Here is a 7727-nt window from a genome sequence, read left to right on the forward strand (position 1 = left end):
AAATTATGCCTTTAACAAACTATGAGGCCAACAAGTATATAAATGACAGACTAACAAATGGAAAATTTGTAGGACTTTTAAAAAGTGATCCTGGTTTTAATGGAGATATTTCCTCTGAAGTTTCAGCATCGGAGTACAGAAGACAATCAATAACTTTTCTAGCTGGAGCAGAAGGAAGAACTCATAATAGAGATGAGATTTCTTTCCCTATCGCTTCTAGTAACTGGGGAACTATTAAATTTATTGGTATTTTTGATGCTGCAACTGGGGGAAATTTAATATCTTATTCTAAATTAAATTATGAAAGAGAAATTAGATCTGCAGATAGATATATTATTCCAGAAGGTTATAACATCTTTGAGGTTAGATAATGTTTCTAAAAAAATATGTTCTAGAAAACGAAGAATATAATGCTCTTGATTTAACAAATCATGTTACTGCAGAGTATTCTTTCAATTGGGGGTATCTTGATAATATTAGTAATACTGCTAATCAAAAAATTTATAATTACAGCGAATCTGTTTTACAAAAAATAAATTTTAGTAATATTGTTTTGGATGTTGTTGTCTCTAAAGCTTATCTTCAGAAACTTTTATCTTATATTCCTGAATATGCAAGAAAAGATGATTATATAAATGTTATATATAAAGCTTATGAAGATGAACTTTTAAGTCTTGATTATGAAATTCAAAAATTAGAAAAAGATTTGAATATTTCAACAGCTATAAGTACTTTGAATTATTTAGAAGATGAATACAGAGTATTTAATAATATAAATTTAGGGATAATTTTTAGAAGAAATACAATAATTGCTAAAAGAATTGCTAAAAATTTAAATACAAATAAGGACTCTATAATAAGATATTCAAATCTATTTTTATTAGGAGATCCAAAAAGTATTGAAAATAAAAAAAACGAATTTAAGCTAGTTATACACTATGATTCAATAAATAATTCTGAGTATTTAGAGAGATTTAAAGACTTTATAGAAGAAATTATACCAGCTTATTACGTTTTAGAAATAAATACAGGAGGAGAACTATGGCAAACCAACAAATAGATAATATCGAAGATATAAATGAAGCCATAAATCCAATTACACCACCAATTAATGGACAAGAAGGTTTAGAAATGCTTGGACATAACAGAAATCAATCTGTTATCTTATCAAGATTTTCAAGATCTTTCTTTAAAATTTACTCTCACTTAATTTCTTTGTATTTATCTGTTAAAAATTTAGGACAAAATAAATTAGATAAGGGTAATTATACTCAAACTGCTGAAAATTTAAAAAATGATATAGATACTAAAGCTTCTAAATCTGGAGATACTTTTACAGGTTATGTTGGATTTAATAAAGGATTTAGGTCAACAGCAAAGATTTTAGTAGAAATTGGTTTAGCAGATAAAGAGTTTCCAAATGGAATTAATGATAATAATAACAATTTTTTAACCGATTTCATTGCTAAGTACACTTGTCATAACAATGCTTTAACTATATTTGGACAAAACGCTTTTAATGCTAGGAGAATGGCACTTCAATCATCACACTCTAGTACTTCTTATGCTGAAGTTCCAGGAATTTTAGAGTTAAATCCCTATGGTGGTGACGTTAGAATTAATGGTGCTAAAGCCTACTGTGAAAATTATAAACCTACAAAATCTGATATAGGGTTACCTGACGTTGATAATACTCCAGATATTAATAAAAGTGTACGTTCTGCTTCTAGATTAACAACATCACGAAGTATAACAATTGGGAATAAAAGTTATACGTTTGATGGTAGTAATAATATCTCATATAGTTTAGCAGATATAGGAGCTGTTAATAGAAATGGGGACTCTATTGATGGAAAATTATTTATTGATAGAAAAACTACAGGTTCTATGGCAGGTATATCATTAGCTTTAGGTGATAATGATACTGGTTTCAATTGGGAAGGAGACGGAGAATTATATGCTTATGCTAATAATGTGAAATTGTGGAACTTAAAAGATGTTTATAACATAAATAACAAACCAACTAAAGCAGATGTAGGACTTGGAAATGTAGATAATACATCAGATTCTAATAAAAATGTTTTAACTGCAACTAGACTTTCTTCTGGTAGAAGTTTCAGAGTTGGTGATACAACAAAAACATTTGATTTATCAAATGGAATTTCTTTTACTAAAGATGAAATTGGGACAAGAAGAGTTCGAACAGATGGTTGTACAGGTCTTAACACTACTTCAAAGTTATGGAATAGCAAAGCTTATAATACATTTACATTAGATGCATGTAATCAAACACTAGCAATGTGGGTTGAAGATAGTAATAATAGTTACAAAGCATATATCCAACAAGGCCACAACAGTGAATCTTTCCCAACGGCTGTTGGTACTCTTAGCTTGAACCCTTTCGGTGGTGCAGTCCTTGTCAATGAAAGCCCTGTTATAACTAAAAATAGATTAAATCAACATGTTAGATTTTGGAGTGGCTCGTCATATACTGCTGATTTTACTCTTCCAGACGGAATGACATGGAACGATATTTTATATATAGGGTGTTTAGGTGGAAATGACTCATCTGTTATAGATGGTTATTTTATAGCAGGAATTGGTATAAATGGATCTGTTAGATGTGGTTATGTTCAAGGACAAAGTACTGATATGCAATTAACGTTTACAAAACTATCAGATACCTCTGGAAGGTTTTCTCAAAGTGGATCAGGAAGTGGTACAAGCGGACCAGACCAAACATTCCCCATTACTGATGTTTTTGGAAGAAGAATTTAAGGAGGAGAATATGAGAATAAAAATAAAATTAGATGGTAATAATTATATTAACGGATATGCTTCTATAGGAAATATAGAAGATTCGATTGAAATAATTTTACCTAATAAATTAGTAAATAGAAAAGAAGAATATAGTACAAAGTGGAATGAAGTAACCAATGAATTTGACTTGGTAGATATAGTTGCCTTTACTGAGGAGGTATGTGAAGAGTTTGCAAAAAATTATACCTATTATAAGCTTGTAGATGGGTTTTTAATATTTGATGAAGATAAAAAAATAATTGAAACATTAGAATTAAGCATAAAAAAATTAGAAAAAGAAATTATAGAAAAAACAACAGAATTGGAGAAAATTAGAAATTCAATGTTTGCAGGAACTCAAAAAGAATTAGATACACAAAAAGAATTAGATAATTTAAATCAAAAATATTTGGATTTAAATCATGAATTAGCGTTACGAATTGAAAATAAACAAAAATAAAAAATAGACAAGTTAATCAAACACTTGATGGAGGTAGGTACAATGAAAATAAATTTATATAACAATGAAGCAATAAAGGTAATGGATAGACTTATAGAAAAAGGAATAATAGTAGATGCTATTATTTGTGATCCACCTTATGGAACAACAGCCTGTGAATGGGATAAAATCCTAGATTTTAATGAAATGTGGCCAAGATTATTAAAACTTATTAAACCAACTGGTGCAATAGTTTTATTTGGAGCACAACCATTTACAGCAAAATTAATCAATTCAAAATCAGATTTATTTAGATATGAATATATCTGGGAAAAATCAAGAGCTACAAATTTCTTAAATGCTAAAAAAATGCCAATGAGAAAGCATGAAAATATTTTAGTATTTTACCAAAAATTATGTACCTATAATCCACAAGGATTGATTGAAGTAAATCAACAAATAAAAGGAAAAAGAAAAAAGAGTGGAGTCTATAGAGAAACCTCATCTAATGATTATATAAAAACTCACACCAACTACCCTCACTCTATTTTAAAATTTCCTTCTTTAAGTAATGGAGTGCATCCAACTCAAAAACCTTTAGATTTAATGGAATTTTTAGTAAAAACTTATACAAATGAAGGTGAAACAGTTTTAGATTTTACAATGGGATCTGGAAGCACAGGAGTGGCTGCAGTAAAAAATAATAGAAATTTTATAGGAATAGAGTTAGATAAAAAATATTTTGAAATAAGTAAAAAAAGAATTGAGGAGGTTACAAAATGAAAGATTTTTTAATAAATAACCAGGGAATATTAATTCCATTAGCAACTTTACTTGTGGGGTATTTCATTCCTAATGATACTTTATATAATATTGGATTTAAAACAAGAAAAAGATGGCCTAAAGATTTGAGAAAACTTGTATCTGATAAAATGTCATGTTTAGCCAAAGGTATTTATGAAGCTGATTACAGAGGAGATAAAAACTTAGTTGATAATGGTACTGTTAAAAAGATTATAAATAAAACTGAAATTGATTTGGGTTTAGACCAAAAATAAGTTGGGAGTGGGGAGAGGTTAAAATAGATCCATTCAATCATAAAAATAAACTAATAGAACTTAAAGTTTTTAGAAAAGCTAATTCTATTAGAGAATTGTTTAAGTTTTGATAGGAGAATATATGGAAGATATTAAATTAATAGCATCAATATTAGGTGCAATAGCTGGGGGATTCTTAGGATATCACAAATATATGATGTTTCAAATAGATAAAAAAGTAGACCAAAAGCTATACGATAAAGAAGTGGATCATATTACAACAAATTCAAAAAATAATTTTACAAATTTAAATGATAAGATTGTAACTTTAGCTGAAGATGTAAAAATTATAAAAACACATATTTTAAGTGTTTTAAATAATAAATAACACAATTTTTAAAGAAAAAATCTCAAAAAGGAGGATTTTATGCATAAATGTAAATATTTTAAAGCAAAAGAATTAGTATCCCCAGAAGTTTATAAAATCTATGGTGAAAATTCCATTAAATATATAGATAGAAACATCTTAATGTTTTTAGATACACTTAGAGAAGATTTAGGAGTTCCTATCTTGGTCAATAGGCCAAGTGTTGGAATTACACAAAGAGGATTAAGAACTACTGTTGATGCTATTGTTAAAGATAAAATTAAAAATAACAAGCTATATTTATCAGGTCATGTTCTTGGAAAAGCTATAGATTTTGAAGTTCCTGGAATGAATATGCAAGAAATTTATAATAAGATTGTCAATAATCCTAAAAAGTATAATATGATTACTAGAATTGAAACTTCTAAAGTAACTATTCCAAAAGGATATATTCATGTTGATACAATCCCAACTGATAAAGAAGGAATCTATGTATTCAATCCATAAAAAGTAAGGTTTTTAAGCCTTACTTTTTTTATTTTCCGACCGTCGGAAAAAAATAAAAAAAACTATTGACGACCCGACAAAAGTGTTGTATACTTATTTTATGATGACAGGATGTCAAAAGGAGGCCTTCATGGAAAAAAGAGATTTGAAAATTTCATTTATGAAAAGTGGCAGCGGAAGTATTTCTACAAGAATCGCTCTTCCGATAACATGGATAAAAAAAATGGGATTAGATATAGATAATAGAGAAGTTGAAGTTAGCTTTAATGAAAAAGATAATTCAATTAAAATTGAGCCAAAAAAATAATTTAAAATAAAAAAGGAGTCTCTAAAGACTCCAATTGAGTAGATATGAATACCTACTGCCTAGACACCAGTATTATATCATATCTACTCTAAAAATAATAGGAGGAGATTATGAATACAAAAACTTTAGAAAATGGAAAAATACAATGCAATTTTAAAGGAGTTAATTTTACAGTAGACTCTTTAGATGATGCAATATTAATAGGTTGGGCATTAGGTAGTATGAATCAAAATCAAAAAGGGGAGGCAAAATAAGTATGAGAACTAAAGTTATAGCTGTTATAAACCAAAAAGGTGGGGAAGGAAAAACTACTACTGTAAGAAATTTAAGTTATATCTTAGCTGTAAAAGGCAAAAAAGTTCTTACTATAGATATGGATAGCCAGGGAAATTTGACTACTAACTGTGATTTATTAAAAAGAGAACTTGAAACTATAGTTGATGTTTTCAAAGGTGAAAAAGAAATAAATGAAGTTATTATAAATGTTCAAAAAAATCTAGATCATATTCCAAACAATATTAAAATGTCAAAGTTTGGATTATATCATGACAAATCAGCTGGATGGTCAGAGCTTTTAAAAGAGGCCATAGAGCCAATTAAAAGTAATTACGACTATATCTTTATAGATTGTCCTCCTGCCCTTGAATTTGCCACTTATAACGCCTTAGAGGCCGCAGATGATATTATTATAACTCTTCAAGCTGAAGAGAACAGTATAGAAGGAATTGCAGATTTACTTGACTCTGTTAATGAAATTAGAGAGGCTACTAATGAGAACTTAAATATAATGGGGATAGTTGTTACTAAATTTAAAAAAGCAACTAAACTTCAAAATCAATTCCATGATATGTTAAAAACTCATTTTGGTGATGCTGTATTTAATACAATTATAAGAGATAATATAAAAATTGCTGAAGCAAATTATAACCATAAATCAGTTGTAGAATTAGATAAAAATTCAAATGGTGCTAAAGATTACTTAGCATTAGCAAAAGAAGTTTTAAAGAGGGTTTAATGAAGGTATATCAACTAAATTTTGAAGGAGATTTAACTTATTTGTATGAGTTAAGTGAAACACCAATAATTCAAAAATTAAGAGAAGAACTAAAAGGAGAAGCTATGATGAATAATAATCATTTAAAGGGTAATTTTGCATTAAATCCATCAAACTTAGAAAAAAGTAATATTGCAAAATACTCTATAATAAACAACATTACAAAAAAAATAATTGAAGAAATAGATTTTAATGATAGAACATTTATAAATAGATTGGATTCAGAAGATAAAGTTAAAGAATCAGAAGAGTTCTTACCACTTGTAAATTCAATAAAAGACTCAGGATTGCTAAATCCAATATATCTTTTAGAAAAAGGACACAATAAATATTTAATAGTAAGTGGATGGAGAAGATCTCTAGCATTAAAAACAATTTTAGAAGAAAATCCTAATAAGATATGGCAAAAACAAGCCGTTGTTTTTAGAGAAGGAACTCCTGTAGATTTACTTGAGAAGGTATCTATAGATGAAAATACAAAAAGAAAAGATTTATCAATCCTAGAGTTAAGTTATAAATTCAATAAACTATCTGAAGAGGATAAAGTTCCTATGGATGATATTTTAAAAATATTTGGAATTGCTAAAAGTCAATTTTATGCAATAAAAAAAGCAATAGACTTTAATCCAGTTATAAAAGAAATTTTAGAAGAGATTGGACCTGTAAAAGCTGATTACTTGGATAAAATTTTATTAGAACTTATAAAAAATAATAAAGATAAAAAATACCATACTGAAGAGGAAGATTTAGTTTTATCATATAAAGATAAAACTAGAGATGAACTGAAAGAAATTCTTAGGGATTTAAAGGAATCTAATAAAGAAGAAAACAAAAAAATAAAAGAACTTAAAACTTTTGAAGTTAAAAGAACCCCTAAAAGAACTACAATAACAATAAAGCAAAAGTTATCTGATGAAGAGTACAAAAAAATACAAGAATTCATAACAACTATAACAAAAAAATGATATGAGCTGACAAATATTTAGTCGAAACTGACAAATATTTAGAGTATTCAAAAAATAACTGACAAATATTTAGAGTATTCTTTTATGAACATTGAAAACTTAATAAAATCAAAGGTTTAGAGTATAGCTGACAAATATTTAGAGTATTTTTCAGAACTGACAAATATTTAGAGTATAGCTGACAAATATTTAGAGTATAGCTGACAAATATTTAGAGTGTAGCTGACAAATATTTAGAGTATTCTTCTTCTA

At 27.6% G+C, this 7727-nt stretch carries 12 protein-coding genes; all 12 read left to right on the forward strand.

Features of this window, described 5'->3' with window-relative positions; translation table 11 throughout:
• Positions 1-5: 5 nt before the first annotated feature.
• The 12 genes from Q0W06_RS13605 (at position 6) to Q0W06_RS13660 (ending at position 7475) form a co-directional block, all read left to right on the forward strand.
• Complete coding sequence (locus Q0W06_RS13605; protein ID WP_297636632.1) at positions 6-371, forward strand: hypothetical protein; 366 nt, start codon at positions 6-8, stop codon at positions 369-371.
• A complete protein-coding gene (locus tag Q0W06_RS13610) occupies positions 371-1060 on the forward strand; it encodes a putative phage tail protein (protein WP_297636635.1) in 690 nt (229 codons plus the stop codon). The genes Q0W06_RS13605 and Q0W06_RS13610 overlap by 1 nt, the downstream gene beginning before the upstream one ends.
• Positions 1042-2778, forward strand: coding sequence for a hypothetical protein (locus Q0W06_RS13615; RefSeq protein WP_297636638.1), 1737 nt, complete (start codon positions 1042-1044; stop codon positions 2776-2778). Before Q0W06_RS13610 ends, Q0W06_RS13615 begins: the two co-directional genes overlap by 19 nt.
• Positions 2779-2788: 10 nt before the next feature.
• Entirely contained in the window at positions 2789-3259 is a 471-nt protein-coding gene (locus Q0W06_RS13620; protein WP_297636641.1) for a hypothetical protein, read from the forward strand.
• Positions 3260-3301: 42 nt separating this feature from the next.
• Positions 3302-4021, forward strand: coding sequence for a site-specific DNA-methyltransferase (locus tag Q0W06_RS13625; RefSeq protein ID WP_297636643.1), 720 nt, complete (start codon positions 3302-3304; stop codon positions 4019-4021).
• Positions 4018-4296 carry a hypothetical protein gene (locus Q0W06_RS13630; RefSeq protein WP_297636646.1) on the forward strand — a complete coding sequence of 93 codons (279 nt, stop codon included), beginning with the start codon at positions 4018-4020 and terminating at the stop codon, positions 4294-4296. Before Q0W06_RS13625 ends, Q0W06_RS13630 begins: the two co-directional genes overlap by 4 nt.
• 121 nt (positions 4297-4417) lie before the next feature.
• Positions 4418-4663 (forward strand): hypothetical protein, encoded by a 246-nt coding sequence (locus tag Q0W06_RS13635; RefSeq protein WP_297636649.1) that lies wholly within the window; start codon positions 4418-4420, stop codon positions 4661-4663.
• 39 nt (positions 4664-4702) lie between these two features.
• Positions 4703-5149 (forward strand): hypothetical protein, encoded by a 447-nt coding sequence (locus tag Q0W06_RS13640; protein WP_297636652.1) that lies wholly within the window; start codon positions 4703-4705, stop codon positions 5147-5149.
• 130 nt (positions 5150-5279) lie between these two features.
• Positions 5280-5456 (forward strand): AbrB/MazE/SpoVT family DNA-binding domain-containing protein, encoded by a 177-nt coding sequence (locus Q0W06_RS13645; RefSeq protein WP_297636655.1) that lies wholly within the window; start codon positions 5280-5282, stop codon positions 5454-5456.
• A gap of 110 nt (positions 5457-5566) precedes the next feature.
• Positions 5567-5710 (forward strand): hypothetical protein, encoded by a 144-nt coding sequence (locus Q0W06_RS13650; protein WP_297636657.1) that lies wholly within the window; start codon positions 5567-5569, stop codon positions 5708-5710.
• Positions 5711-5712: 2 nt separating this feature from the next.
• Positions 5713-6471, forward strand: coding sequence for a ParA family protein (locus Q0W06_RS13655; protein ID WP_297636659.1), 759 nt, complete (start codon positions 5713-5715; stop codon positions 6469-6471).
• Positions 6471-7475, forward strand: a complete 1005-nt coding sequence (locus tag Q0W06_RS13660; RefSeq protein WP_297636661.1) for a ParB N-terminal domain-containing protein — start codon at positions 6471-6473, stop codon at positions 7473-7475. The genes Q0W06_RS13655 and Q0W06_RS13660 overlap by 1 nt, the downstream gene beginning before the upstream one ends.
• Positions 7476-7727 lie beyond the last annotated feature (252 nt).

This window comes from uncultured Clostridium sp., assembly GCF_947072515.1.
Lineage (GTDB): Bacteria > Bacillota > Clostridia > Clostridiales > Clostridiaceae > Clostridium.

Coding starts and splice junctions, on each gene's coding strand:
- Q0W06_RS13605 (WP_297636632.1), top strand. CDS start 6: ATGCCTTTAACAAACTATGAGGCCAACAAGTATATAAATGACAGACTA.
- Q0W06_RS13610 (WP_297636635.1), top strand. CDS start 371: ATGTTTCTAAAAAAATATGTTCTAGAAAACGAAGAATATAATGCTCTT.
- Q0W06_RS13615 (WP_297636638.1), top strand. CDS start 1,042: ATGGCAAACCAACAAATAGATAATATCGAAGATATAAATGAAGCCATA.
- Q0W06_RS13620 (WP_297636641.1), top strand. CDS start 2,789: ATGAGAATAAAAATAAAATTAGATGGTAATAATTATATTAACGGATAT.
- Q0W06_RS13625 (WP_297636643.1), top strand. CDS start 3,302: ATGAAAATAAATTTATATAACAATGAAGCAATAAAGGTAATGGATAGA.
- Q0W06_RS13630 (WP_297636646.1), top strand. CDS start 4,018: ATGAAAGATTTTTTAATAAATAACCAGGGAATATTAATTCCATTAGCA.
- Q0W06_RS13635 (WP_297636649.1), top strand. CDS start 4,418: ATGGAAGATATTAAATTAATAGCATCAATATTAGGTGCAATAGCTGGG.
- Q0W06_RS13640 (WP_297636652.1), top strand. CDS start 4,703: ATGCATAAATGTAAATATTTTAAAGCAAAAGAATTAGTATCCCCAGAA.
- Q0W06_RS13645 (WP_297636655.1), top strand. CDS start 5,280: ATGGAAAAAAGAGATTTGAAAATTTCATTTATGAAAAGTGGCAGCGGA.
- Q0W06_RS13650 (WP_297636657.1), top strand. CDS start 5,567: ATGAATACAAAAACTTTAGAAAATGGAAAAATACAATGCAATTTTAAA.
- Q0W06_RS13655 (WP_297636659.1), top strand. CDS start 5,713: ATGAGAACTAAAGTTATAGCTGTTATAAACCAAAAAGGTGGGGAAGGA.
- Q0W06_RS13660 (WP_297636661.1), top strand. CDS start 6,471: ATGAAGGTATATCAACTAAATTTTGAAGGAGATTTAACTTATTTGTAT.